This is a genomic window from Sulfuritalea sp. (assembly GCF_017302275.1).
Lineage (GTDB): Bacteria > Pseudomonadota > Gammaproteobacteria > Burkholderiales > Rhodocyclaceae > Sulfuritalea.
The window spans coordinates 1-23,108 of sequence record NZ_JAFLDR010000017.1 but is presented as its reverse complement, the minus strand read 5'-3'; the positions used below and the strand labels follow the sequence as shown (position 1 = coordinate 23,108).

At 66.1% G+C, this 23,108-nt stretch carries 28 protein-coding genes; 9 read left to right on the top strand and 19 right to left on the bottom strand.

The features are described 5' to 3' along the window. Window positions 1-9 precede the first annotated feature (9 nt). From J0M27_RS11045 to J0M27_RS11030, 4 genes are read right to left on the bottom strand one after another with little or no spacing between them, the layout of a single operon-like run. Window positions 10-1,524 carry a tripartite tricarboxylate transporter permease gene (locus J0M27_RS11045; RefSeq protein ID WP_294991258.1) on the bottom strand — a complete coding sequence of 505 codons (1,515 nt, stop codon included), beginning with the start codon at window positions 1,522-1,524 and terminating at the stop codon, window positions 10-12. A gap of 1 nt (window position 1,525) precedes the next feature. Continuing rightward, window positions 1,526-2,026, bottom strand: a complete 501-nt coding sequence (locus J0M27_RS11040) for a tripartite tricarboxylate transporter TctB family protein (RefSeq protein WP_294991255.1) — start codon at window positions 2,024-2,026, stop codon at window positions 1,526-1,528. 4 nt (window positions 2,027-2,030) lie between these two features. Continuing rightward, entirely contained in the window at window positions 2,031-3,026 is a 996-nt protein-coding gene (locus J0M27_RS11035) for a tripartite tricarboxylate transporter substrate-binding protein (protein WP_294991252.1), read from the bottom strand. A 46-nt stretch (window positions 3,027-3,072) separates the two neighbouring features. Continuing rightward, on the bottom strand, window positions 3,073-4,596 hold the full coding sequence (locus tag J0M27_RS11030) for an acyl--CoA ligase (RefSeq protein ID WP_294991249.1): 1,524 nt from the start codon (window positions 4,594-4,596) through the stop codon (window positions 3,073-3,075). Window positions 4,597-4,971: 375 nt separating this feature from the next. Here J0M27_RS11030 and J0M27_RS11025 point away from each other — a divergent pair, with 375 nt between their 5' ends. Next, on the top strand, window positions 4,972-5,442 hold the full coding sequence (locus tag J0M27_RS11025; RefSeq protein ID WP_294991246.1) for an EVE domain-containing protein: 471 nt from the start codon (window positions 4,972-4,974) through the stop codon (window positions 5,440-5,442). After that, window positions 5,439-6,242 (top strand): sulfite exporter TauE/SafE family protein, encoded by an 804-nt coding sequence (locus tag J0M27_RS11020; protein WP_294991243.1) that lies wholly within the window; start codon window positions 5,439-5,441, stop codon window positions 6,240-6,242. The genes J0M27_RS11025 and J0M27_RS11020 overlap by 4 nt, the downstream gene beginning before the upstream one ends. A gap of 32 nt (window positions 6,243-6,274) precedes the next feature. On the opposite strand, the gene J0M27_RS11015 is transcribed toward J0M27_RS11020, so the two are convergent. From J0M27_RS11015 to J0M27_RS11000, 4 genes are all read right to left on the bottom strand, one after another. Beyond that, on the bottom strand, window positions 6,275-6,700 hold the full coding sequence (locus J0M27_RS11015) for a hypothetical protein (protein WP_294991240.1): 426 nt from the start codon (window positions 6,698-6,700) through the stop codon (window positions 6,275-6,277). Between the two features lie 139 nt (window positions 6,701-6,839). After that, entirely contained in the window at window positions 6,840-7,541 is a 702-nt protein-coding gene (locus J0M27_RS11010) for a glutathione binding-like protein (protein WP_294991237.1), read from the bottom strand. Further along, window positions 7,538-8,275 carry an SGNH/GDSL hydrolase family protein gene (locus J0M27_RS11005; RefSeq protein ID WP_294991234.1) on the bottom strand — a complete coding sequence of 246 codons (738 nt, stop codon included), beginning with the start codon at window positions 8,273-8,275 and terminating at the stop codon, window positions 7,538-7,540. Before J0M27_RS11005 ends, J0M27_RS11010 begins: the two co-directional genes overlap by 4 nt. Continuing rightward, on the bottom strand, window positions 8,272-8,733 hold the full coding sequence (locus tag J0M27_RS11000; protein ID WP_294991232.1) for a DUF2721 domain-containing protein: 462 nt from the start codon (window positions 8,731-8,733) through the stop codon (window positions 8,272-8,274). Before J0M27_RS11000 ends, J0M27_RS11005 begins: the two co-directional genes overlap by 4 nt. Window positions 8,734-8,859: 126 nt before the next feature. Between J0M27_RS11000 and J0M27_RS10995 the strand changes: the two genes are divergently transcribed. Both J0M27_RS10995 and J0M27_RS10990 read left to right on the top strand, forming a co-directional pair. After that, window positions 8,860-9,009, top strand: a complete 150-nt coding sequence (locus J0M27_RS10995) for a hypothetical protein (RefSeq protein ID WP_294991229.1) — start codon at window positions 8,860-8,862, stop codon at window positions 9,007-9,009. Continuing rightward, window positions 9,009-9,410 (top strand): 2-phosphosulfolactate phosphatase, encoded by a 402-nt coding sequence (locus tag J0M27_RS10990; protein ID WP_294991226.1) that lies wholly within the window; start codon window positions 9,009-9,011, stop codon window positions 9,408-9,410. The genes J0M27_RS10995 and J0M27_RS10990 overlap by 1 nt, the downstream gene beginning before the upstream one ends. A 199-nt stretch (window positions 9,411-9,609) precedes the next feature. On the opposite strand, the gene J0M27_RS10985 is transcribed toward J0M27_RS10990, so the two are convergent. The 11 genes from J0M27_RS10985 to J0M27_RS10935 form a co-directional block, all read right to left on the bottom strand. Further along, window positions 9,610-10,512: an acyltransferase gene (locus tag J0M27_RS10985; protein WP_294991223.1), complete on the bottom strand. Its 903-nt coding sequence runs from the start codon at window positions 10,510-10,512 to the stop codon at window positions 9,610-9,612. Window positions 10,513-10,528: 16 nt separating this feature from the next. After that, window positions 10,529-11,683, bottom strand: a complete 1,155-nt coding sequence (locus J0M27_RS10980) for an ATP-binding protein (protein ID WP_294991220.1) — start codon at window positions 11,681-11,683, stop codon at window positions 10,529-10,531. A gap of 94 nt (window positions 11,684-11,777) precedes the next feature. After that, window positions 11,778-13,304: a malonyl-CoA synthase gene (locus J0M27_RS10975; protein WP_294991217.1), complete on the bottom strand. Its 1,527-nt coding sequence runs from the start codon at window positions 13,302-13,304 to the stop codon at window positions 11,778-11,780. After that, on the bottom strand, window positions 13,301-14,629 hold the full coding sequence (locus J0M27_RS10970) for a TRAP transporter large permease (protein ID WP_294991214.1): 1,329 nt from the start codon (window positions 14,627-14,629) through the stop codon (window positions 13,301-13,303). Before J0M27_RS10970 ends, J0M27_RS10975 begins: the two co-directional genes overlap by 4 nt. Continuing rightward, complete coding sequence (locus J0M27_RS10965) at window positions 14,616-15,146, bottom strand: TRAP transporter small permease (protein WP_294991211.1); 531 nt, start codon at window positions 15,144-15,146, stop codon at window positions 14,616-14,618. The genes J0M27_RS10970 and J0M27_RS10965 overlap by 14 nt, the downstream gene beginning before the upstream one ends. Before the next feature lie 2 nt (window positions 15,147-15,148). Next, on the bottom strand, window positions 15,149-16,171 hold the full coding sequence (dctP, locus tag J0M27_RS10960; RefSeq protein WP_294991208.1) for a TRAP transporter substrate-binding protein DctP: 1,023 nt from the start codon (window positions 16,169-16,171) through the stop codon (window positions 15,149-15,151). A 12-nt stretch (window positions 16,172-16,183) separates the two neighbouring features. After that, entirely contained in the window at window positions 16,184-17,515 is a 1,332-nt protein-coding gene (locus J0M27_RS10955; RefSeq protein ID WP_294991205.1) for a malonyl-CoA decarboxylase, read from the bottom strand. Further along, window positions 17,508-18,179 carry a GntR family transcriptional regulator gene (locus J0M27_RS10950; protein ID WP_294991202.1) on the bottom strand — a complete coding sequence of 224 codons (672 nt, stop codon included), beginning with the start codon at window positions 18,177-18,179 and terminating at the stop codon, window positions 17,508-17,510. The genes J0M27_RS10955 and J0M27_RS10950 overlap by 8 nt, the downstream gene beginning before the upstream one ends. A 187-nt stretch (window positions 18,180-18,366) precedes the next feature. Then, complete coding sequence (locus J0M27_RS10945) at window positions 18,367-18,855, bottom strand: hypothetical protein (RefSeq protein WP_294991201.1); 489 nt, start codon at window positions 18,853-18,855, stop codon at window positions 18,367-18,369. Between the two features lie 19 nt (window positions 18,856-18,874). Next, window positions 18,875-19,561, bottom strand: coding sequence for a GMP/IMP nucleotidase (gene yrfG, locus J0M27_RS10940; protein WP_294991199.1), 687 nt, complete (start codon window positions 19,559-19,561; stop codon window positions 18,875-18,877). Further along, on the bottom strand, window positions 19,542-19,991 hold the full coding sequence (locus J0M27_RS10935) for a DsrE family protein (RefSeq protein WP_294991197.1): 450 nt from the start codon (window positions 19,989-19,991) through the stop codon (window positions 19,542-19,544). The genes yrfG and J0M27_RS10935 overlap by 20 nt, the downstream gene beginning before the upstream one ends. 70 nt (window positions 19,992-20,061) lie before the next feature. Between J0M27_RS10935 and J0M27_RS10930 the strand changes: the two genes are divergently transcribed. The 5 genes from J0M27_RS10930 to J0M27_RS10910 form a co-directional block, all read left to right on the top strand. Further along, window positions 20,062-21,171: an NAD(P)/FAD-dependent oxidoreductase gene (locus tag J0M27_RS10930; protein ID WP_294991194.1), complete on the top strand. Its 1,110-nt coding sequence runs from the start codon at window positions 20,062-20,064 to the stop codon at window positions 21,169-21,171. Between the two features lie 52 nt (window positions 21,172-21,223). Continuing rightward, a complete protein-coding gene (locus J0M27_RS10925; protein WP_294991192.1) occupies window positions 21,224-21,685 on the top strand; it encodes a hypothetical protein in 462 nt (153 codons plus the stop codon). Continuing rightward, window positions 21,645-21,947, top strand: a complete 303-nt coding sequence (locus tag J0M27_RS10920; protein WP_294991190.1) for a hypothetical protein — start codon at window positions 21,645-21,647, stop codon at window positions 21,945-21,947. The genes J0M27_RS10925 and J0M27_RS10920 overlap by 41 nt, the downstream gene beginning before the upstream one ends. A gap of 93 nt (window positions 21,948-22,040) precedes the next feature. Then, entirely contained in the window at window positions 22,041-22,307 is a 267-nt protein-coding gene (locus J0M27_RS10915) for a hypothetical protein (RefSeq protein ID WP_294991188.1), read from the top strand. A gap of 3 nt (window positions 22,308-22,310) precedes the next feature. Then, a partial coding sequence (locus tag J0M27_RS10910) for a thioredoxin domain-containing protein (RefSeq protein ID WP_294991186.1) occupies window positions 22,311-23,108 on the top strand: 798 nt, incomplete at its 3' end.

The window sequence follows — 23,108 nt, the reverse complement described above, 5'->3', positions numbered from 1 at the left end:
ACCTTCCGTTCAGCGCAGGTAGGCGCGCGCCTCGCGCCGCCGCAGCAGGTTCTTCAGCGCGCCCCACGTCGGCAGCAGCAGCAGGAAGACGGAAAGCGCCATCAGGCTGCCGACCAGCCAGTTGGAATAGAAGATATTCACGGCTCCCTGCGACAGCAGCATGGACTGGCGGAAGGAGGATTCCGCCATGTCGCCCAGCACCAGTGCCAGCACCAGTGGCGCCATCGGGTAGCGCAGCTTCTTGAAGAGGTAGCCGAGCACGCCGAACACCAGCATCATGATCACGTCGAAGATCGAGCTATGCACGGTGTAGGCGCCGATCGCGCAGATGACGATGATCACCGGCGCGATCACCGGGAAGGGGATGCGCAGGATCGCCGCCCACCATGGCACGGTGGTCAGCACGACGAAGAGGCCGACCAGGTTGCCGAGGTACATCGAGGCGATCAGGCCCCAGACGAAATCCTTCTGCTCGACGAAGAGCAGCGGCCCGGGTTGCAGGCCCCAGATCAGCAGGCCGCCGAGCAGCACGGCGGCGGTGGGCGAGCCGGGGATGCCCAGCGTCAGCATCGGCAGCAGGGCGCTGGTGCCGGCGGCGTGGGCCGCGGTTTCCGGCGCCACCACGCCCTCGACATTGCCCTTGCCGAAGGATTCCTTGTCCCTGGCGGCGCGGCGCGCCATGCCGTAGCCCATGAAGGAGGCGGGTGTGGCGCCGCCCGGGGTGATGCCCATCCAGCAGCCGATCAGCGTCGAGCGGATGAAGGTGCGCCAGTACTGGATCAGCTCCTTCCAGGTCTGCCAGACGATGCGGAAATTGATCTTGGCCGACTTGCCCTTGAAGGCGAGGCCTTCCTCCATGGTCAGCAGGATTTCGCCGATGCCGAACAGGCCGATCACCGCAATAAGGAAGTCGAAGCCCTTGAGCATTTCGGTGAAGCCGTAAGTCATGCGCAGCTGGCCGGTAACGGTATCCATGCCCACGGCGGCCAGGGCGAAGCCCAGCATCATCGCGGCCAGCGTTTTCATCGGGGGGTCCTTGCTCATGCCGATGAAGCTGCAGAAGGTCAGCATCTGCACGGCGAAGAATTCCGGCGGGCCGAACTGTAGGGCGAACTTCGCCAGCAGCGGGGCGAGGAAGGTGATCGCCAGCACGGCGAAGAAGGCGCCAACGAAGGATGAGGTGAAGGCCGCCGTCAGCGCTTCCGCCGCGCGGCCCTGCTGCGCCAGCGGAAAGCCGTCGAAGGTGGTGGCCACCGACCAGGGTTCGCCCGGGATGTTGAACAGGATGGAGGTGATCGCCCCGCCGAACAGCGCGCCCCAGTAGATGCAGGAAAGCATGATGATGGCGCTGGTCGGGTTCATCGAGAAGGTCAGCGGCAGCAGGATGGCCACGCCGTTGGCGCCGCCGAGGCCGGGCAGTACGCCGATCAGGATGCCGAGCAGCAGGCCGAGCAGCATGAAGCCGAGGTTGGGCAGGGTCATCGCCACGGCGAAGCCCTGCATCAGGCTGTTGAGTTCATCCATCTCAGAACCCCAGCCAGGCTTCAATCGGGCCCTTGGCCAGCGGCACCAGAAACCAGCGTTCGAAGATCAGGAAGAAAGTGAGGGGCACGCCCAGCGCGGTCAGGACCGTGGTCACCCATCCGAAATCGCCGTGGCGCTTCATGAAGTAGCCGATCAGCAGCGCGCCCGGAAAATAGAGGCCGAGGAATGGCACGGCGACGATGAACACGGTTGTCGGTAGCAGCATTGCGCCGACGTCGCGCAGTTCGCTCCATTGCGAGAACAGATTGGTCTCACGGCTCCAGCCGAGCAGCGTCTGCAGCAAGGTCCAGCCCGAGGAAAAGGCCAGCAGAATGCCGATGAAGAAGGGGAAATAGCCGGCCTTGGGGCCGTCGTCGGCCCACTCGATGCCGACCCGCAGGCTGTCCGTGATCACGATGATCCCGGCGGCGAGGAGCAGCGCCGCCACTCCCGCCTCGGGGATGCGCCGGTTGAGGCCGGCTCCCTGTTCCTGGTCCGACACCGGCTTACTTGGCGAGGAAGCCCGCGCTCTTCATCAGCGCGACGTGCTGGGCCTCGGCCCTGGCCACCCAGTCGGCATATTCCTTGCCGGCCATGAAGGTCTGGTTGAAGGCACCCTTCTCCATGAACTCCTTCCACTCCGGCAACTCGCGCAGCTTCTTGAACAGGTCGACGTAGTAGGCGACCTGGTCGGGCGTCGCGCCCGGCGTCATGAAGATGCCGCGCAGCATCAGGTACTCGGCGTCGATGCCGGCAGACTTGCAGGTGGGAATGTCGGCCCAGGACTGGGTTGCGGTGACCTTGTTCTTGTAGGGCAGAGGGGCGCCATCCATCACGCAAAGCGCGCGCAGCTTGCCCGAGCGCCAGTGTGCCTCGGCCTCGATCGGGTTGTTCACGGTCGAGTCGACGTGTTTGCCGACCAGTTGCACGGCGACATCGCCGCCGCCCTTGAAGGGCACGTAGGTGATCTTCTTGCCGGCCGCCTTCTCGATCAGCACGGTGATGATCTGGTCTTCCTGCTTGGCGCCGGTGCCGGCCATCTTGAACTTGTTGTCGGCGCCCATCTTGATCGCGGCAACATAATCCTTGGCGGTCTTGTGCGGCGATTCTGCATTCACCCAGAGCACGAACTCGTCCAGCGCCAGCATCGCCACGGGCGTCAGGTCGCGCCAGTTGAAGGGCACCGCGGTGGCCAGCGGCGTGGTGAACAGGTTGGACAGGGTGATGATGATCTTGTGCGGGTTGCCCGCCGAGCCCTTGACTTCCAGGAAGCCCTCGGCTCCGGCACCGCCCGACTTGTTGACCACCACGATCGGCTGCTTCATCAGCTTGTGCTTGGTGACGATGCCCTGGATGAAGCGCGCCATCTGGTCGGCGCCGCCGCCGGTACCGGCGGGAACGACGAACTCGACGGGCTTGGTGGGCTCCCAGGCCTGGGCGAGCGGCGCCGCGCACAGCGCGGCAATGGCGCCGATGGCGGTAGCGATCTTGGTCAGCTTCATGGCTTTCTCCTCGGGGTTAAGGGTCGTTGTTATTGGTTGAGTGGAATCAGGCGAGGCCCAGCTTCTGCGCGAGGCCGATGCGTTGCAGCTTGCCGGTGGCGCCCTTGGGGATCTCGGGCAGGATCAGGACTTTCTTCGGCACCTTGAAGTCGGCGACGCGCGTGGCGACGAAGGCCTGGATGTCCTTCTCGGTGGCGGTCGCGCCTTCCTTCAGCACCACGGCGGCGCCGACTTCCTCGCCTAGCTTCGGATGCGGCACGGCGAAGCAGACCACCTGCGAGACGGCGGGATGGTCCATGATGACTTCATCGATCTCGCGCGGCGAAATCTTTTCGCCACCGCGGTTGATGATTTCCTTCAGCCGCCCGGTCAGCGACACATAGCCTTCGGCATCCTTGACGCCCTGGTCGCCGGTGCGGAACCAGCCGTTGGTGAAACCTTCGGCATTGGCCTTGGGATTGTTCTCGTAGCCGACGGTGACGTTGGCGCCGCGGATCACGATCTCGCCCACGGTGTTCGGCGCCAGGATGCTGCCGGCTTCGTCCATGATCTGCACTTCCGGTCCGGCGGCGAGGCCGACCGAGCCTGGCTTGCGCGTCGCCGGCGGCAGCGGGTTGCTGGCCATCTGGTGGGTGGCCTCGGTCATGCCGTAGGCCTCGATCAGCGGCGCCTTGAACACGGCTTCGAGTTCGGTGATGACCTGCGGCGGGATCGACGAGGACGAGGAGCGCAGGAAGCGCAGCGGGTTCTTCTCGATGATTTCCTTGTTGCGCGGCGCACGCGTCAGGATCGCCTGGTGCATGGTCGGCACGGCGGTGTACCAGGTCGGGTGGCACTCGTCCATCCAGCCGAAGAACTTCAGGGCATCGAAGCCGGACGAACAGAAAACTTCGGAGCCCGCCGAAATCGGCGCCAGCACCCCGGCGATCAGGCCGTGGATGTGGAACAGCGGCATGATGTTGAGGCCGCGATCCTGCGGCGTGAAGGCCAGCGTGCGGCGGATGTTGGCGGCCGAGGCGCACAGGTTCTTCTGCGACAGCGGCACGATCTTCGGCCGCGAAGTTGTGCCCGAGGTGTGCAGCACCATGGCCACGTCGTCGGGCTGGGCGAAGCCGCCATTGGCGGCGGCGCTGCCGGCCCCGGCGCCTAGCAGGCTGAAGCTGCCGGCGCCGACCGCGGTGTCGGGCACCAGTTCGACGATGGGCACCCCCAGCTTGGCGGCGGCGGCGCGCGCCGGGGTGTCGACGCCCTGCATGGCGATCAGCAGCTTGGCATTCAGGTCGCCCAGGTAGAACTCGAATTCGTCCTGGCGGTAGGCCGGGTTCAGCGGTGCCGAGGCCGTGCCGGTGGCGACGGCGAGGAAGCAGGCCGCCATCTCCGGGCCGTTGGGCAGGACGATGGCGACGCGGTCGTTGCGGCCGGCGCCGAGTTCGTTGAGGCGGGCGACGGTGCGCGCGATCAGGGCGCGCAGTTCGCCGTGGGAAAGGGATTTTCGCGAGGGCGCGCCGATGGCGGCGGCGGTGTCGGTTGCGGTGGATAGCAGGGTTTGCAGCGTGGTTGCGTCGGCCATGGCTTATCTCTGGTGGGTTGTCAGTCTTCTACAAGACCTTGCGAGAACCGCGATTGTGCCCTGCATTCGCCGCCACGGACATGCTTGTCAGACAACAAATTTTGTTATCCTGGGACCGGGAAAACTAATCGGTATATGCGGCTATCCGCGCCGCAGGCGTCAAGCAGTTGCCGGGCGGGGATGGCGCCGCAAGCACCGGCGAAATTGCCGAGCGCCGGGGACGGCGTCGGCAACACCGGGCGTCGCCCGGACTCTCGCCGCTGGGTCGATGGTCGTGTCGCCCTATGCCATCCGCCCCGGCACTACCGCGATAGTTCAGCCGGGAAGCCGCAAAACGCGGTAAAACGCGCTCAACCGAATTCGGGGAAATTTGAAATGCGCTATTGGCTGATGAAGACCGAGCCAGCGGTGGTGGGCATCGATCACGTGCTGGCGATGCCCGGACAGACCGTGGACTGGTGGGGCGTGCGCAATTACCAGGCGCGCAACTTCATGCGCGACCAGATGAAGGTCGGTGACGGCGTGCTGTTCTACCACTCGTCCTGCCCCGAACCCGGCATCGCGGGGCTGGCCGAGGTGGCGCAGCTGGCCTACCCCGACCGCACCCAGTTCGATCCGAAAAGCCCCTACTTCGACCCGAAATCGACGCCGGAGAATCCGCGCTGGGTCAACGTCGATGTGCGCATCGTCAAAAAAACGCGGCTGGTCGGCCTCGACGAACTGCGCGCCCATCCCGAACTGGCCAACTTGCGCGCCCTCCAGCGCGGCAACCGCCTGTCGATCACGCCGGTCGATCCGGCGGAATGGAAGTTCATCACCGGCAAGCTGATGAAAGCCCCGCGTTGAGCCTCTGGTGGCTGGGCTACCCGCTGCTCGGCGTCTTCGCCGGCTTCGTCGCCGGGCTGTTCGGCGTCGGCGGCGGACTGACCATCGTGCCGCTGCTGTTCATGCTATTCACGGCGCAGCAGTTTCCGGTGGAGCACAGCATGCACTTGGCGCTGGGCACCTCGATGGCGACCATCGTGTTCACCTCGGTGTCGAGCATGCGCGCCCACCACGGCCACGGCGCGGTGCGCTGGGACATCGTGAAGAGCTTCGCGCCGGGCCTGGTGGCCGGCACGCTGGCGGGGTCCTTCCTGGTGGCATGGGTACCGACGCGCCCGCTGGCGATCATGTTCACCGCGATCGTGTACTACGCCTCGCTGCAGATCATGCTCGACTTCAAACCCAAGGCGCACCGGCAGTTACCGGGGACAGCCGGCATGGTGGCGACGGGCACGCTGATCGGCATTTTCTCCAGCCTGGTGGCTGCCGGCGGCGGATTCCTCTCGATACCCTTCATGCTGTTCTGCAACGTCGGCATCCGCCACGCCGTCGGCACCTCGGCGGCACTGGGTTTTCCGATCGCCGTCGCCGGCACCATCGGCTTCATCGGCAGCGGCCTCAAGGCTTCCGGACTGCCGGAGTTTTCGCTGGGCTATGTGTATCTGCCGGCGCTGGTCGGCGTGGTCGCGATCAGTTTCCTGATGGCGCCGGTGGGCGCCGGACTCGCCCATCGCCTGCCGGTCAGACAGTTGAAACGCGCCTTTGGCGGCTTCCTCGCCTTGCTCGCGACCAAGATGCTGCACGGCCTGCTGACGGGATGAGGGCGCCGGAACCGCGCCGCCGATCAAGGCCGTCAGGGCCTGACCACGGTCCAGCCCTGGCGGCTCCTCTCGACGATCTCGATGATGCCGGCCTTGACGTAGCCGATCTTGGGATGCATGTCGTCCTTGGTCAGCTTCTGCCCCTTCATCGTGTTCTCGCACATCGCAACGCTCGCGCCACTCGCCAGCGTCTCGTCGATGCGGTTGGCCAGTGGCGAATCGAACTTGAGCAGGCCCGAGCCGTTGCCGAAGACCACCAGTTCGATGTTGACCTTGTCCTTGCCGTATTCCGCCTGCACGTTCCTGATGACGTTGAGCGCCTGGTTCCAGGTCTTGGTATCGCCGTCGCTGACCTGGATCAGGATGTTCGGCTTGCCCGCTTCGGCCAGCGCGGCAGGGATTGCGGACACAAGCAGGGTGCCGCCGAGCACAAGCTGGACAAAGGTTCTGCGTATCATGGTTGCTCCTCTGGGTTGGGTGGAAGGGGCCGCTCCCGGCCTCGATGCGCCGTGCAATTTCGCGACCACCCGGCAATGACGGAAGCGGAAGGCGGTTTATTCCCTGCCGCTGCCACGCGCGGAAGCTTCGGTCGCCAGCTCAGCCCGGCCTCACCGTGCTCGCGTCCTGGCCGAACAGCACCTTCTTTTCGGCATCCGTGATCACCGGCGCCGGGTTGATCTGCTTGGCCAGCGCGTAGGCGCGTTGCGTCGCCGGGCGCGCGCGGATCGCGTCGAACCAGCGCTTCAGGTGCGGGAAATCGTCGAGGTTCTGGCCCTGCTTCTCGTGCGGCACGATCCACGGATAACTCGCCATGTCGGCAATCGAATACTCGCCGGCGACGAACTCGCGGTCGGCCAGGCGCTTGTTGAGCACCGCATACAGGCGCGCGGTTTCCTTGGTGTAGCGCTCGATGGCGTAGGGCACTTTTTCCGGCGCGTACTGCGTGAAGTGGTGGTTCTGTCCGGCCATCGGCCCGAGTCCGCCCATCTGCCAGAACAGCCACTGTATCGTTTCGTTGCGCCCGCGCAGGTCGGGCGCGATGAAGCGCCCGGTCTTGTCGGCCAGGTAGAGCAGGATCGCGCCCGACTCGAAAATCGACAGCGGTGCACCACCATCCGCCGGCGCGTGGTCAACCATGGCCGGGATGCGGTTGTTCGGCGAGATCCTGAGGAAGTCCGCCGCGAACTGCTCGCCCTTGCCGATGTTGATCGGCACGATGCGATGCGGCAGGCCCGTCTCTTCGAGGAACATCGTGATCTTGTGGCCGTTGGGCGTGGTCCAGTAGTAAAGGTCGATCATGTGATTGGCTCCGTTGGATGCTGCGACTGTCGGTGGATGATGCGCCGCGCGGCTTCCTGCGCCCACACCGCGTAGATCGGCGGCCCGGGATGGAAGCCATCGCTGGCCATGGCGGAAACATCCATCATCTCATGGCCGAGACCGAGGAATTCGCAGCACGCCAGGCCGCCCGCGAGTTCCTCCAGCGCGTGGTCGAAGTCGCGCGCGCGGCTGCCGACATACCAGCGCAGCGGTTGCGGCAGCGCCGGGAAACGATGCATCGGCGGCAGGCCGCTGAGCAGGACCTGCCCGGCATGGAAGCGCCCGGTCAGCAGGGCGACGAGTTCGCGCTGCTGCCGGCGCCAGGTGGCGAGCGAGTGGCGGCCGGTGACGTCGTTCACCCCGAGCGAAGTGAGCACCACGTCATAGTCCGTGGCGGCTTCCCGCCGCAGGTGATCGAGCATGTCGCCGGTGGTGGCACCGGTGAAGGCCAGCAGTTTCCAGCGTACGCGAAAAGTCGGCGCCAGCGACACGGCGAGCTGCCCGCTCAGGGCCTCGTCCTGCGTCCGCGCGCCGACGCCGGCGGCGGCCGAATCGCCGACGATCAGCAGGCGCAGGGCGGGGCCGCTGCCGCATTCGCCTTCACGCGGACCTTCGGGTTCGGGCAGCGCCGGCACGCGGCGGCGCACGCGCCTGCCCTGGGCGAGCAGGACCGGACCGAGGGCGGCGGTGGCGATCAGGTGGCGCAAGTTCAAGGTCGGTAATGGGTGCCGCCGCGCACGGCCAGGTAAACCTCGCGCAGGAACAGGCCCAGCGCGGCGATCATCGCCAGCATCGCGGCGATGAACAGCGCCGCCACGCTGCGCGCGAGATCGACGCCGAGCAGTGCGCCGAGGAAGGCACCGGCCACCACCAGGCAGACCAGCAGGGCCGAGAGCACGGCGCAGAAGATCGCGTAATACACCAGCCGGCTGCGTCGCTCGAGCTTGCGGATTTCCCGGGTCGACTCCTCGGATTGTTCCGGCGTCCGGGTCGGCAGGCGTTCCAGCACCACGCGGCGGCGATCGACGATGCGCCCCAAGCGCGAGTTGAGCGCGTTGATCATGGTCGCGATCGCGGTCAGCAGGAATACCGGCGCGACGGCAAGCTGGATGACGCGGCTGATGTCGGTGAGGTGGGATTCCATGGCGTGGGCGAGGTCCGGCTGGCGCAAGCGCGCATCGGGAGCAATTCTACGGCCGCGGCGCGGCGCCGATGGCGCCAACCCGAAGCCCTGCGCAGGCAGCGGCAGGACAAAATCGGGCCCAGCAGAATCACACATCCGCCGGATTCACCAGCCATGCATTTTTCCCGGACGTTCTTGAATCGCCTGCAAAACCAGCCCGACCCGAGCGACACCGTCGTCGTTATCGACGTGCTGCGTCCATTCACCACGGCGGCGGCGCGCCGGCACCCGGTTTCGATCTTGCCAATTCGCCGTCCGAACTGATGCACGCCGACCTGGCCGGCATGCCAGCGGTAATCAGCACTGCCGCCGGCGTGCAGGGACTGCACCGCTTTCGCCACACACGCCCGCTGTGTGCCGCCAGCCTGGTCTGCGCAGGGGCAACCGCCGAGGCGATACTCGCCCCCCGCGCCGTGGAAGTCCGCTTCGTCATTACCGGCGAATGGATCGATCGCGATGGCGACGAGGACATCGCCTGCGCGGACTACATCGAGACGCTGCTGCGCGGTGTTCCCGCAGCGCCGGAGGAATTCGGCGCACGCCTGCGCAGTTCCGATTTAGGCAAGCGCCTCGCCGCCGGCACTTGGCCGCACCTGCCGCCCGCCGATCTGTTCTATTTCGCCATGACGGTAAGCTGCGAAGAAGGGCGTCTGCACATTCGCTGACGTTTCTGTGGCCTGGCAAACCGGGGATGCGAGCTGGAAGGCAGCGGCCGGGCCCGGCCAACCGCTATCATTCCGGGGCCGCGCAGCGGAACCCGGAATCCAGGCTCGTTGCTCAAATGCCGCTGGATTCCCGCGTTTGCGGGAATGACGGCAAAGGGCACGAACCTGCCGCTCCGCACCCTCGAGTCCCCACACCCCCTCAGCGCCCGGCCTTCTCCAACAGCAGCGAAATCTGTACATCCTTGTCATGCCACAACTGCCTGACCCAGACCGCGAAGGCTTCGCGCGTCGCGGCGTCGGCGGCGTAGTCGCCCTGCATCAGGTGCTCGGGTACCGGCAGGCTCTGCACGCGGACAATGACGCGGCGCAGGCGGCCGCAGAGGAAATCCCAGAAGTTCGGCGCGCCATCGGGATAGACGATGGTGACGTCGAGGATGGCGCGGAATTTGTCACCCATGGCGTTGAGCGCCAGTGCGATGCCGCCGGCCTTGGGCTTGAGCAGGTGGCGGTAGGGCGATTGCTGTTTGGCGTGCTTGGCCGGCGTAAAGCGCGTGCCTTCGAGGAAGTTCATCACGCTGGTCGGGATCAGGGCGAATTTTTCACAGGCGCGGCGTGTCGCTTCCTGGTCCTTGCCGCGCATTTCCGGATGCAGCTTGAGGTACTCCTCGCTGTGGCGGCGCATGAAGGGGAAGTCCAGCGCCCACCAGGCCAGGCCCAAGACCGGCACCCACTTCAACTGGTCCTTGATGAAGAACTTGAGCAGCGGGATACGCCGGTTGAACAGGTGCTGCAGGACGAAGATGTCGGCCCAGGACTGGTGGTTGCTATTGACCAGGTACCAGTCGCCTGGGTCGAGCCCTTCGATGCCCTCGACATCCCAAGCGGTGCGCTGGGTCAGCGCCATCCAGCCGCTGTTGCCGGCGATCCAGGCTTCGGCGATGGCGACCAGCAATGGGTCGATCCGCAGCCGCACCGCCTTGAACGGCAGCACCAGCCTGACGATGGCGAACAGCAGCAGGATCGGCACCCAGAAGAACACGTTGAGGGCCAGCAGCAGGAAGGCGATGGCGCCGACTAGTGGAGCCGGGAGGACATTCAGCATGACGGCCTACCCTTCCTCATGCGGCGGCTTCCTGCCAGCGGCGCACCTCGATGCCGCTTCGCGTGTAGCTGTCGGGCGCGGCGCATATCAGCCGCGGATGGCGGGCTGCGCCGTCCGCCACCGCCAGCCACTTGCGCAAGCCCTTGAGCAGGTCGTCGGTAACCGTGGCCGACGACTTTATTTCGATGGGGTGCAGGCCTTCCGGCTCGTCGATCAGCAGATCGACTTCGAGGCCGACGTTGTCGCGCCAGAAATAGAGGTTCGACGGGAAGCCGGAATTGAACCGTGCCTTGAGAAACTCCGCGACGATCAAGGTCTCGAACAAGGCGCCGCGCAAGGGGTGGATGGCCAGCTGGCCCGTGGTTTGTATTCCCATCATCGATACCGCCAGGGCGACATCGATGAAGTACAGCTTGGGCATCTTGACCACACGCTTGCCCAGGTTGCGATGGTGCGATTGCAGAAGGTGGACGATGTAGCTGGCTTCGAGCACGGACAGCCAGGCGCGCGCCGTGCTTTGCGCGACACCGGTATCCTGCGCCAGGCTGGCCAGGTTGAGCAATTGCCCGGTGCGCCCGGCGCACAGCCGCAGGAAGCGCTGGAAAGCGGACAGGTCATGCACCTGCGTGATCTGCCGGACATCGCGTTCGAGGTAGGACATGGTGTAGTCCGCCAGCCAGCGCGCCGGATTGAGCGGCCGTGCGTAAAGCGCCGGATAGCCGCCGCGCAGCAGCATGGCGTCCAGGTCATTCGGCAGCTGGCCGGCCGCATTCAATTCGGCGATGGACAGTGGCAGCAATTGCACCAGCGCGGAACGCCCGGCGAGGCTCTGGGTGATATGGGCCATCAGTGCAAAATTCTGCGAACCGGTGAGCACGAAACGCCCCATCGTACCTGCGGCATCGACGTCCGATTGTATCCACGACAACAGGGCCGGCACATGCTGTACCTCGTCGATTATCGCGCCCTCTTTCCAGCGCGCCAGGAAACCGCGCGGATCGCCGGCGGCGAATTCGCGTTCGTCCGGCGTTTCCAGCGAGACGTAGGGCTTGTCGGGAAAGGCCGCGCGGGCCAGCGTGGTTTTGCCGGACTGGCGCGGTCCGGTGAGGGTAATCACCGGGTAGCCGGAGCGAATGTCGTCGAGTAACGCAGCTGCCGCGCGCGGGATCATTTCCTTACAATTCCACGAATTGTTCGAAGTATTGTAAGAACTTGAGCGGGCGCTGTCCAGCCAAAAATGCGAGAGGCCAGGAGGCGTCGCCTGCTCAACGCGGCTTTTGCGGCGAGTATTCCTGGCGCAGGATGTTTTTCTGCACCTTGCCCATGGCGTTGCGCGGCAGTTCGTCGACCAGATATACCCACTTCGGCACCTTGAAGTTCGCCAGCCTGTCCTTGATCGCCGCGATTATGCCGGACTCGGTCAGGGCGCGGCCTTCGGCGTTCTTCTGCCGCACCACGACGGCGGTCACCGCCTCGCCGAAATCGGGATGCGGCAGGCCGATCACGGCGGATTCGACGACGCCGGGCATGGCGTCGATCAGCTCCTCGATCTCCTTCGGATACACGTTGAGGCCGCCGGTGATCACCAGGTCCTTGGAACGCCCGCTGATCACCACGTAGCCGCCGTCGTCCCAGTTGCCCACGTCGCCGGTCTTGAAGAAGCCGTCGGCGGTGAATTCCTCGCGGGTCTTTTCCGGCATGCCCCAGTAGCCGACGAAGACGTTGTCGCCCTTGACCTGGATGTTGCCGACGCTGCCGCGCCGGATCGCCGTGTTGCCGGCGCCGACTATTCGCAGTGCGGTGCCCGGCAGCGGGAAGCCGACCGTGCCGCCGCGCCGCTCGCCGTCGTAAGGATTCGAGGTGAACATGCCGCCCTCGGTCATGCCGTAGCGTTCGAGTATCGTGTGCCCGGTGCGCGCCTGGAACTCGTCGAAGGTTTCCTTGAGCAGCGGCGCCGAGCCGGAGATGAACAGGCGCATGCTGCGACAGGCCTGGCGACCGAAGGACGCCTCGTGCAGCAGGCGCACGTAGAAGGTCGGCACGCCCATCATCACGGTGGATTGCGGCAGCAGTTCCATGGCGCGCGCGGCGTCGAACTTCGGCTCGAAGAACATCGCAGAGCCGTTCAGCAACGTGGTGTGGCAGGCGATGAACAGGCCATGCACATGGAAGGTCGGCAGCATGTGCAGCAGCACGTCACCGGGCTGAAAATGCCAGTACTTGTGCAAGGTCTTGGCGTTGTGCGCGAGGTTGCCGTGGGACAGCATGGCGCCCTTGGAGCGCCCGGTGGTGCCCGAGGTATAGAGGATTGCGGCGAGGTCGTCGGCGCTCCTCGCCACCGTGTCGAAACGGTCCGCATGCGGGGCCGCCGCGTCGATCAGCGAGCCTCGCCCGGCATCGTCGAGTTCGAGCAAATGCGGCACGCCGGCCAGCGCCGCGATTTCGGCGGCCAGCGCACGCGACTGCGGGCGACAGACGAACAACCCGGGTTTCGCGTCCAGCAGGAAGTACTCCAGCTCGTGGCGCTGGTAGGCCGGATTCAGCGGCAGGAAGACCATGCCGGCGCGCAAGCTCGCGAGGTAGAGCACCAGCGCCTCCGGCGTCTTTTCCACCTGCGCGGCGACGCGATCGCCGGGGTGCAGGCCGAGCGCGACGATCAGATGGGCGATGCGCGCGCTGGCGCGCTCGACGTCGCCGTAGGTCCACACCCGGCCGTCGGGCAGGATCATGCAGGCGGCGGTCTTGTCTTCCGGAAAGTGCGCAGCGAGCAGGCGATAGAGGTTCTTGTTCATTTGACCTTCTCGGGCAGCCACATGACGATCTCGGGGAACATCGCCAGCAGCACGATGTAGAACCCCATGATCCAGATGAAGGGCATCACGCCGCGCATGATCTGGCGGAACATGATGTCGGGCGCGATGCCATTGATGACGAACAGGTTGAGGCCGACCGGCGGCGTGATCAGGCCCATTTCCATGTTGATGGTGAGCACGATGCCGAACCAGATCGGGTCGAAGCCGGCGGCGAGTATGCCGGGCATGATCACCGGCGTCACCATCAGGATGATGGCCACCGGCGGCAGGAAGCAGCCCAGCACCAGCAGCAGGATGTTCACCCAGAACAGATAGACCCATTTCGACAGTCCCAGCCCGACCAGCCATTGCGCCATGGTCTGCGTGATGTGCAGGTAGCTCATGACGTAGGTGAACAGGAAGGCCATGGCGATGATCATCATGATCATGCAGGACTCGCGCGCGGTGCCGAGCAGGATCTCCTTCATGTCGCGCCAGCGCCAGACGCCGTAGATGAATACCACCAGCAGCAGCGAACCGGCGGCGCCGACCCCCGCTACCTCGGAGGGCGTGCCCCAGCCGTCGTAGAGGGCGATCATCACCACCGCGATCAGCACGGCGAAGGGCAACAGGCGCGGCAGGGTTTCCATGCGCTGGCGCCAGGTGAAGAATTCGGCCTGCAGCAGTTCGCTCGCCGCCTTGCCGGCACGCGCCGCGGCCACTTCGCGCGTCGCGGCATACATCACCCAAACGGCGAACAACAACGCCAGCAGGATGCCGGGTATCACCCCGGCGATGAACAGCTTGCCGATCGACTGCTCGGTGATGATGCCGTAGATGATCAGGGTCAATGAGGGCGGGATCAGGATGCCCAGGGTGCCGCCGGCGGCGATCAGGCCGGTGGCGAGCTCCTCGGAATAGCCGCGCTTCCTCATCTCGGGAATGCCCATGCTGCCGATCGCGGCGCAGGTGGCCGGGCTCGAGCCGCACATCGCGGCGAACACCGAGCAGCCAAAGACATTGGCCACGCCGAGGCTGCCAGGCAGCTTGTAGAGCCAGCGGTGCGCCGCCTCGTAAAGATCGGCCGCGGCGTGCGTCTTGCCGATCGCGGCGCCCATCAGGATGAACAGCGGAATCGTCAGCAGCGTGAAGTTGTTGAGTTCGGAATACAGCGTCTCGGCGATGTTCTCCAGGTTGTTGGCCGGCATGAAGAAGTACATGAAGGCCAGCGCCGTGCCGCCCAGCGCGAAGGCGATCGGCATGCCGGAGAACAGCAGCAGCAGCGCCGCGCCGAGGTAGAGGAAGCCGATCTCAAGCACGCCCATGACGCCTCCCCGCAAGCATCGCCGCCAGTCGCTGGTCGATGATCTGCACCAGGTACTGCAGCGCCAGCAGGCTCATGCCCAGCGCGATCAGGCTGAAGGGAATCCACAGCTTCGGTCCCCAGGTCGAATTGCTCACCCAGCCCTCGCTCCAGGCGATGCCGGTCAGCCGCCAGGCATTGACCGCGACGAAACCGCAGAGTCCCGCCGCACCCAGGTCGGCCAGCAACAGGCGCCAGCGGTTGAGGCTGCCCGACATCAGGTGGTCGACGATGTCGATGTTCACATGGGCCCTGGCCGCCAGCGTGTGGCCCGCCGCCATGAAGGTCGCGGCGATCAGCATCAGGATGCACAGCTCCAGGCTCCAGTCGCTGGGCGCGTTGTAGATGTAGCGAGCCATTACCTCGCCGGTGAGGAGGACGGCCGAAACCGCCACCAGCAGACCGGCAAGGTAGCCCAGCCAGAGGTTCAACCCGGTGAGCGTCGCCGCGAACGCCCGCCAGGCCGGCCGCAGTGCCATGCTTACTTGACTGCCGTGGCCATCTCGAGCAGCTTCTTGCCGTTCGGGATCTTCTCCTCGAAATCCTTCCAGGCCGAGTTGCGCGCAACCTCGCGCCACTTGGCGAATGCCGCCTCGTTCATGTCCTGCACGCCGTCGCCGGCCGACTTGTAGACCTCGGCCAGCTTCTGGTCGTCGGCCTTGGCCGCATCCATGCCGAACTTCTCCAGTCCGGCGCCGACTTCCATGACGATCTTCTGCTGGTCAGGGCTGAGCTTGTCGAAGGTGGCCTTGGACATCATGATCGGCTCGAACATGAACCAGAAGGTCTTGTCGCGCGCCGTGGTGACGTGCTTGGCGTGCTCGTGCAGGCGGAAGGAAATCAGCGAGGTGCTGGAGGTCAGCGCCGCGTCGAGCACGCCCGACTGCATCGCGCTGTAGATTTCGCTGGAGGGCACGTTGGTCGGCGAGGCGCCGGCGGCCTTCAGCATCACGTCCATTTCCTTGCTGCCGCCGCGGAACTTGAGGCCCTTGACGTCGTCCGGATTGATGATGGGCTTGGCGCGCGAGGCGATGCCGCCGGCCTGCCAGACCCAGGTGATGATCTTGACGCCCTTCTCCTCGACAATGCGCGTCAGCTCCTTGCCGATCGGCGCGTCCTTCCAGCGCAGGCCCTGGTCGTAGCTGGTGACCAGCGCCGGCATCAGGCCGATGTTGAGCTCCGGCACGCGGCCGCCGGCATAGGCCAGCGGATACAGCGACATGTCGAGCGAGCCGTTGGCCATCGCGCCCCACTGCTCGACCGGCTTGACCAGCGAACCGGACGGATAGATCTCGAACTTGAGCGCGCCATTGGTCTTCTTCTCCACCTCGGCGGCGAACTTGCGCACCATGCGGTCGCGGAAGTCGCCCTCGTCGATGCTGCCGCCGGGAAACTGGTGGGAAATCTTCAGGGTCTTGGCCTGCGCCAGCACCGGGGCGCTGCCCAGGCCGAGACTCAGCAGGCCGACTACCGCGATGGCGCCGGTCAGAAATTTACCTCGCATGTCTTGTCTCCTCTATTGGACTTGCTTTGGCCGCGCCAGCCGCCGCACGGCAGCCGAGTTGGCGATGGCGCCCTCGCGGGCAAAGTTCTCGACGTTGTGTTCCAGCTCGTCGAGGTCGTACAGGTAATTCACCATGACGCCGATGGACTGCTTCAGCCCCTTGGCCGACGCATCGCCGAGCGGGTTGATGCGCTCGATGCGGGCGCCGTTGCCGAGATGGAAGCGCGCCACCGGATCGAGGGGCAGGCGTCCGTCGCCGCGACTGGCCTTGGCCAGCGTCAGGTAGCGCGCCGCCAGTTGCGCCAGACCCTCGTTGATCCGGCGCGCCGTCGCGAGATCGCGGGCCCATTCGCCGGACGCCAGCGCACCGAGCTCGGCATCGGGCAGGTCGGCCGCCAGTTCCTGCGGATTCTTGCGCAGCCAGGATGCAAAGCCCGGCAGCGGTGACAGCGTGGCGAACTGGCGCAGTTTCGGGAAATCCCGCTGCAGGTCGTCGATCACGCGCTTGAGCAGGAAATTGCCGAAGGACACGCCGCGCAAACCGGCCTGCGTGTTCGATATCGAATAGAAGATCGCGGTGTCGGCGCGGCGCGCGTCGAACACCGGCGCATGCTCGTCGAGCAGCGCCTGCACGTTGTCGGCGAGGCGGTCGGTGAGCGCCACCTCGACGAAGATCAGCGGCTCCATCGGCATGCGCGGATGAAAGAAGGCATAGAGGCGGCGATCCGAATCGAGGCGGTTCTTGAGGTCGGCCCAGGAACGGATCTCGTGCACCGCCTCGTACTCGATCAGCTTTTCCAGGAGCGCGGCCGGCGCGTTCCAGGTGATGCGCTGCAGTTCGAGGAAGCCGACGTCGAACCACGCCGCGAGGCGCGACTCCAGCTCGCGGTCGAGCGGCGCCAGTTCGGCGTCGTCCTCCAGGTAGCGCAGCAGGTCGGCGCGCAGGTCGACCAGGAACTTGACGCCCTGAGGGATGGCGTTGAACTGGGTCAGTATCCGAATCCGTGCCGAGCGCAGCGCGGCGCGCAGGTCGGCTTCGGCGTCCCACTGCGCCGCCATGCCCACCGCCGCCTGGTAGGCCGCGTGGGCCTCCGCGACGCGCGCCGGCTCGGGACCGAATTCGAGCGATATCAGGCGCAGGAAGGCGTGGCGGCCTTCGTCGTCGAGCCCGAGGTAGGTCTGCGCCAGCGCCGCGGCGCGGGTCCGCGTCGACACCTCGCCGCCCTTGGCCTCGGCGCATTCCGCCAGCAGCCGGCGCCAGTCGTCGAGTTGGCGCGGCCGGAGGTCCGCCGTGTGGCGAGCGCCGACTATCGAGCGCAGGCGGTCGACCAGGCGCTCAACCATCGATCACCTCGGCTGCCAGCGACATCTGGTGCAGCGCGGCCAGTTGCGCCAGCAGGTGCCCGCGCATCACGCGTTCCGCGGCATCGGCATCCCGCCGGTGCAAGGCCTGCATCAGCGCGCGATGTTCGGCCAGCGAGGCCGCGAGCCGGCCGTCGAGGCGCAGCGAATGGTGGCGCGAGAGTTTCAGCAGCTTCCTCAGGTCGCCGATCACGATCTGAAGCCAGCGGTTGCCGGCGCAGGTTTGCATCTGGTCATGGAAAACATAGTTGGTCTCGTAGTAGCGATCCACGTCGCCGGCCGCGGCGTGCTTCTCCAGTTTTTCGTGCAGCGCGTCGAGCGCCTTGAGCTGGGCCGGCGTGCGCTTTTGCGCGACCTCGTGGGCGACGCGGCCTTCCAAGGTGGCCATGATGGGAAAGATTTCCTCCAGGTCGCGCAGGCTCAGCTCGGCGACGAAGCAGCCCTTGTGCGGCTGCAGGTCGACCAGCCCCTCGGCGGAGAGCACCTTGAGCGCCTCGCGCAGCGGCGTGCGGCTGATCCCCATCTGCTCCGCCAGCAGGGCCTCGTCCAGCCGCTGGCCCGGCAGCAGTGCGTGGTTGTAGATGCGCTCGCGCAACAAACCCACCGCCTGCTCCGACAGGGAAGAACGATTAACCTTTGATTTCACGTGGATTTGTTATTGCATACGATATTTTGTATACAACTTACAGGGCGCCGGCGGGCGGCGTCAAGCTGCGCTGCAACACCTGAACTCGAATGGTCGGCGCACCGAAGCCTTGCGCCAGTCCGAGCGAAAAGTTATGTCTCCGGCACGTCCGGAGGCGGTATCCCTTGCGGACGGCGCCGGCGGGACGCTACAAGCGACGACTGTCCGGCGTGGCAAGTTCGATTGAGTCCGAGCGCTCGAGGAACTCCCGGAAGCCGACGCTGAAGGACTGCTTTCTATCCTTCCAGATAAGTTGCATCCCCGGGCGACGGAACGCCCACAGCAGATTCTCGCGATGGCCGGCCCAGAAGCCTTCGTCCACCAGCCCGGACTCGTACTGGAAGAAAATATTCTCGTAGCGGCGCAGGAAGCTGACCATCAGGTAACCAAACTGAGTGAGCTCGTCTTCGGTCAACTTCTCGGGTGTTACCCACCCGATCCGAACGACCCTGGCAAGCTTCTCATCGCTGCCGATGATTGCGGCGATATCAGCCAGTGCCGCTGTCGTCTGGTAGTAGGTTTGCGAGCGTGTCGCCCTGGTTCCGGCTCTTACCTGGAGCGCAAGGTAGGCCACGCTCAGTGCGACGAACAAGGCCGAAATCACGCCGGCGACAGCAGACACCGCATTCCAGTCCATTTGTACTCCCTTTCATTCGCTAGGGCATCAACTGCGAGAAGTCGTCGATCGCCGGGTAGTCGCCGGTGTCCTTCACCGGCTTCTGCGTGTCCGGCTTCCTGATCGTCACCAGGTGGGCGATGCCGTAGCGGCGCGCGCTGTCGAGCACCGGCAGGCTGTCATCGACCAGCAGCGTGCGCGCCGGGTCGAAGGGTTCGATGGCGCGCAGCCGCTGCCAGAAGGCCTGCTCCTCCTTGGCGGCGTCCAGCGCATGCGAACTGACGATGGCATCGAAGTGCGGCGTCAGTCCGGTCTTCGCCATTTTCAGCGTCACGCTCTTGTGGTGGGCATTGGTCGCCAGCACCACGCGCTTGCCGGCGGCACGCATGGCTTCGAGGAACGTGACTACATGCGGATGGATGTCGATCAGGTGCGCCACTTCCTCCTTGAGGCGCATGATGTCCAGTTCCAGCTCCGATTCCCAGAAGTCCACCGAGTACCACGCCAGCGTCCCGGCGCGGGCGTGGTAGCGCGCCATCAGCTCCTCGCGCCCGGACCCGGGCGGCAGGCCGCGCGCTTCGGCATAGCGCTGCGGAAGGTGGGTCTGCCAGAAATGGTTGTCGAAGTTCAGGTCGAGCAGGGTGCCGTCCATGTCGAGCAGGACGGTGTCGATGGCGGACCAGTCGAGTTGCGCGCGCACTTCCGCACTAAGGCCGGATGTAGGCATAACCGAGCTTCTGCAGGCGCATGATTTCGACATAGCCGGCGCGGGCATGGGCGACGCCATCGACCAGGTCGTCCTTGGCCAGCTTCATCGACTGCATCGAATTGCCGCAGGCGACGAAGCGCACGCCGGTAGTCATCGCGTCCTGCACGCCGTTGGCGGTCAGCGCGTCGGCCTTGATCATGCCCAGCCCCGGCCCGATCAGAACCACCGCGACCTCGACCTTGCCGCCCAGTTCTTCCTGCACGTTGTTGATGTTGGCCAGCACCGTGTGCCACTTGCGCGAATCGTCCTCGTTGACCTGGAACACCATGCGCGGCGTGGCCGTCGCATTGCCGGCGGCCTTCGCCGGAGCATCGGCGGCAAGTGTCACCGCGGGCGCCGCGAGCAGCAGGCCCGACAAGCAGATGGTGGCGATGGATCGTGTGTGCATGCTGCCGCTCCTTGTCCGCAAGGGGCCTTCGGTTATCATTCAAGCGTATTACTCTGCCACAAAAGAATCCATGGAAAAAATAGATTGCGCCATCATCGGCGCCGGTGTCATCGGCCTTGCCGTGGCGCGCGAACTTGCCGCGCGCGGCCGCGAAGTGCTGATCCTCGAAGCCGAGGCCGCCTTCGGCACCGGCATCAGCGCGCGCAACAGCGAAGTGATCCATGCCGGCATCTACTATGCGGCAGGTTCGCTCAAGGCGCGGCTGTGCGTTGCCGGCCGCCAGCGGCTCTATGCCTACTGCGAAGAGCGCGGCATCGCCCACCGCCGCTGCGGCAAGCTGATCGTCGCCACCACCGAGGCGCAAGGGCAGCAACTCGCTCGCATCGCCGCCGCGGCGGCGGCCAACGGCGTGGACGACCTGCAGGCACTGTCGCGCGACGCGGCCCGCGCGCTGGAACCCGCGCTGGAATGCACGGCGGCGCTGCTCTCGCCGTCGACCGGCATCATCGACAGCCACGCCCTGATGCTATCCCTGCTGGGCGATGCCGAACGCGGCGGCGCGGTGCTCGCGGCGAACAGCCCGGTGCGCGGCGGCGGGATCGTCGGTGACGGCATCGTGCTGGAGATCGGCGGCGATGCGGACGAGGCCATGCAGTTGCACGCGACGACGGTGGTGAACTGCGCCGGCCTCGGCGCCCAGGGCGTCGCCCGCCGCCTGCGCGGCCTGCCGCCCGATTCGGTGCCGCCACTGCACTTTGCCAAGGGCAACTACTATTCGCTGGCCGGCCGCGCGCCCTTTTCGCGCCTGATCTACCCGGTGCCCGAGGCCGCCGGGCTGGGCGTGCACCTGACGCTGGACCTCGGCGGGCAGGCGCGCTTCGGCCCCGACGTGGAATGGATAGATGCGATCGACTACACCGTGGACCCCAGGCGCGCCGACGCCTTCTATGCCGAGGTCCGCCGCTATTGGCCGCAACTGCCCGACGGCGCGCTGCTGCCGGCCTATGCCGGAATACGCCCCAAGCCGCATGCGCCGGGCGCGGCGGCCTGCGATTTCCTCGTTTCCGGCCCCGCCGACCATGGCTGCGGCGGGCTGGTCTGCCTCTACGGCATCGAATCGCCGGGCCTCACCTCCAGCCTCGCGCTGGCCGAGCATGTCGCGCAGCGCCTTGACGGCTGAACGCGAACCCACCTCGCCTCGTCGCGAGGATGCCAAGCTGCTAGGATAGCGCTTGCCCCCCGCCGACCGCCCGATGCCCATGCCGCGCGCTTGCCTGCTGTTTCCCGCCCTGACCCTGGCGCTGCTGCTTGCCACCGACGGCAGCGCGCAGGCTCCGTCGCGCGACGTCAAGCTGGCGGGCATGGGCATCCGCAAATGCACCGAATGGCAGCAATGGAAGGACGCGCGCAACATCGAATCACGCGCGATGGCGCTGGAGTGGGCGCAGGGTTTCATCGCCGGCCACAACGTCTACGCTCGCGGCGGCAGCGCGACGGCGAGCCCGGTGGTCGCCAGCGTCGCGGTGCTGATTCCCCTGCTCGACGCCTACTGCCTGAAGAATCCCGAGCAGCGGATCTTTGCCGGCATGGTCGAGATCACGCAAAGCCTGGGCGGCGCCAAGGTGAACGTCGAACCCAGGGCTACGCCGCCGCGTGCGCCGCAACCCGAGCAAAAAGGCCGCCTCGATTCCTGAAGCGCCGCGCTCGCGCGGCATCCTGACCCTCGACCATTCGCAGCCGGAATTCGGCAGCTCTCATGAGTGGTGCCGGCGCATCCAAGGCCGCATGGTGGCCATGCCGGGACGCCATTTCGCGATGGGCCGGCACATCGGCGGCATTACGCCGGAAAGTGTCGGGTTCCCTGCCGTGCTGCCAGCGCCGACTTTCGCACCAGGGCTGCCGCCCGGCAATACCGGGCCCGAGTTGCGGCCGATGCCCATCCCGTCAGGCATCTGACCGGCGGGCGAAGGCGATAGTGCAACGCCGCCGTTCGCTGCCTGGCTGGTCGCCGCCGCCGCCACGCTGGACGCGCTATTCTTCGGCGCGGTCGTGGAACCGCCGATCCGTGTGCCGTGCGGGTACCAGCGCATCTTCATGTTCCCGCTGGCGCCGATCCTGCCGTTTGGCCTGTTTCCGCCGGACCGCCGTATCATTCGTTCCGCGCCGGCGCCGGCCGTGCCCGGCGCGCAGGTGGCGAGCTGCCACCTGCTCGGAAAACGTGACCCAGTGGTTCGGCTTCCCTACCATCCCACTGCTTTCGGCCGTGGCGTTCTCGACCATCATCGCGCTGCTGGTCACGGCGCACCGAAGGAGTAGCACATGAAACAGAAGAACATTTTCATCATTGCCGCGATCGGACTGCTGGTCGCCTTCATCATCGCCGCCCTGCTGCGCAACGTCGCACGCGAGGAAGCGCCGAGCCCGGTCGCGGCGGCACGCACGGAAGCCAAGGCGCCGCCCGCCGCCGCGCCGCCGCCGCCGAAGCCCGCCGACACCGGACCGTCGATGGTGCGCGCGCATTCGCCGCTGCTGGGCAGCGCCGACGCACCGGTGGTGATCGTCGAGTTTTTCGATCCCGCCTGCGAGACATGCGCCGCCTTCTACCCGATCGTGAAGCAGATCCGCGCCGGCAATCCGGACAGCATCGCCGTCGTGCTGCGCTACGCACCCTTCCACAAGGGCTCGGCCAAGGTGGTCGCGGCACTCGAGGCGGCGCGCAAGCAGGACAAGTACTGGCCGGCTCTGGAAGCGCTGCTGAAAACCCAGTCCGACTGGGCGGCGAACAACGAGGCCCATCTCGACCGGATCTGGCCGCACCTGAAAAAGGCCGGCCTCGACGTCGCGCGCCTGCAAGCCGACATGGCCGACCCGGCCATCGCCCGCGTGATCGGCCAGGACCTGAGCGACGCGCAGGCCTTCCGCGTCGGCAAGACGCCGGAGTTCTTCGTCAATGGCAAGCCACTGCAGCGCTTCGGCCAGGAACAGCTGAAGGCGCTGGTCGCCAGCGAACTGGCGGCGAAGAAGGCGGCGGCCGAGGCGGCGGTGAAGGCGGCAGCGGCAGCGGCAGCGGCGGCCGAAGCGGCGGCAAGGGCTGCGGCAGCGCCTGCCCCTGCGCTG

Excerpts from the sequence above, each read along its gene's own strand:
- J0M27_RS10965 (WP_294991211.1), bottom strand. The coding sequence starts at position 15,146 with ATGGCACTGCGGCCGGCCTGGCGGGCGTTCGCGGCGACGCTCACCGGG.
- J0M27_RS10990 (WP_294991226.1), top strand. The coding sequence starts at position 9,009 with ATGCACGCCGACCTGGCCGGCATGCCAGCGGTAATCAGCACTGCCGCC.
- J0M27_RS11025 (WP_294991246.1), top strand. The coding sequence starts at position 4,972 with ATGCGCTATTGGCTGATGAAGACCGAGCCAGCGGTGGTGGGCATCGAT.
- J0M27_RS10995 (WP_294991229.1), top strand. The coding sequence starts at position 8,860 with ATGCATTTTTCCCGGACGTTCTTGAATCGCCTGCAAAACCAGCCCGAC.
- J0M27_RS10945 (WP_294991201.1), bottom strand. The coding sequence starts at position 18,855 with ATGGACTGGAATGCGGTGTCTGCTGTCGCCGGCGTGATTTCGGCCTTG.
- J0M27_RS11015 (WP_294991240.1), bottom strand. The coding sequence starts at position 6,700 with ATGATACGCAGAACCTTTGTCCAGCTTGTGCTCGGCGGCACCCTGCTT.
- J0M27_RS10935 (WP_294991197.1), bottom strand. The coding sequence starts at position 19,991 with ATGCACACACGATCCATCGCCACCATCTGCTTGTCGGGCCTGCTGCTC.
- dctP (WP_294991208.1), bottom strand. The coding sequence starts at position 16,171 with ATGCGAGGTAAATTTCTGACCGGCGCCATCGCGGTAGTCGGCCTGCTG.
- J0M27_RS11030 (WP_294991249.1), bottom strand. The coding sequence starts at position 4,596 with ATGGCCGACGCAACCACGCTGCAAACCCTGCTATCCACCGCAACCGAC.
- J0M27_RS10980 (WP_294991220.1), bottom strand. The coding sequence starts at position 11,683 with ATGATCCCGCGCGCGGCAGCTGCGTTACTCGACGACATTCGCTCCGGC.
- J0M27_RS10955 (WP_294991205.1), bottom strand. The coding sequence starts at position 17,515 with ATGGTTGAGCGCCTGGTCGACCGCCTGCGCTCGATAGTCGGCGCTCGC.
- J0M27_RS11010 (WP_294991237.1), bottom strand. The coding sequence starts at position 7,541 with ATGATCGACCTTTACTACTGGACCACGCCCAACGGCCACAAGATCACG.
- J0M27_RS10970 (WP_294991214.1), bottom strand. The coding sequence starts at position 14,629 with ATGGGCGTGCTTGAGATCGGCTTCCTCTACCTCGGCGCGGCGCTGCTG.
- J0M27_RS10930 (WP_294991194.1), top strand. The coding sequence starts at position 20,062 with ATGGAAAAAATAGATTGCGCCATCATCGGCGCCGGTGTCATCGGCCTT.
- yrfG (WP_294991199.1), bottom strand. The coding sequence starts at position 19,561 with ATGCCTACATCCGGCCTTAGTGCGGAAGTGCGCGCGCAACTCGACTGG.
- J0M27_RS10985 (WP_294991223.1), bottom strand. The coding sequence starts at position 10,512 with ATGCTGAATGTCCTCCCGGCTCCACTAGTCGGCGCCATCGCCTTCCTG.
- J0M27_RS11045 (WP_294991258.1), bottom strand. The coding sequence starts at position 1,524 with ATGGATGAACTCAACAGCCTGATGCAGGGCTTCGCCGTGGCGATGACC.
- J0M27_RS11035 (WP_294991252.1), bottom strand. The coding sequence starts at position 3,026 with ATGAAGCTGACCAAGATCGCTACCGCCATCGGCGCCATTGCCGCGCTG.
- J0M27_RS10975 (WP_294991217.1), bottom strand. The coding sequence starts at position 13,304 with ATGAACAAGAACCTCTATCGCCTGCTCGCTGCGCACTTTCCGGAAGAC.